This is a genomic window from Vallitalea sediminicola (assembly GCF_054408565.1).
Genome location: NZ_BTPT01000269.1, coordinates 1 through 219 on the forward strand (window position 1 = coordinate 1; position 219 = coordinate 219).

The following is a 219-nucleotide window of genomic DNA, read 5'->3' on the forward strand; positions in this document are numbered from 1 at the left end:
TAATATAACTACAAAAGAAGAACAGTTAATTTCTATTGAGTGTGCTGAAATACTATGGGAATATAATAATGAATTATATTATATAACTACAGATAACAGATTGATGAAGGTTAGCTTAAATGATATAAATATAAAGGAACAATTGGCTGATAACGTAAAATTAGGTCAAATGTATAATGTCGCAAATACATCACCTTTTTGTATGTTGGTTGACATAGA

Annotated in this window: 1 protein-coding gene; it reads left to right on the top strand. The window is 26.5% G+C overall.

Annotated features, from left to right (window positions below; all coding sequences use genetic code 11):
• On the top strand, positions 1 to 219 hold a 219-nt coding region (locus ACX6CF_RS26700; protein ID WP_458788412.1), incomplete at both ends, for a hypothetical protein.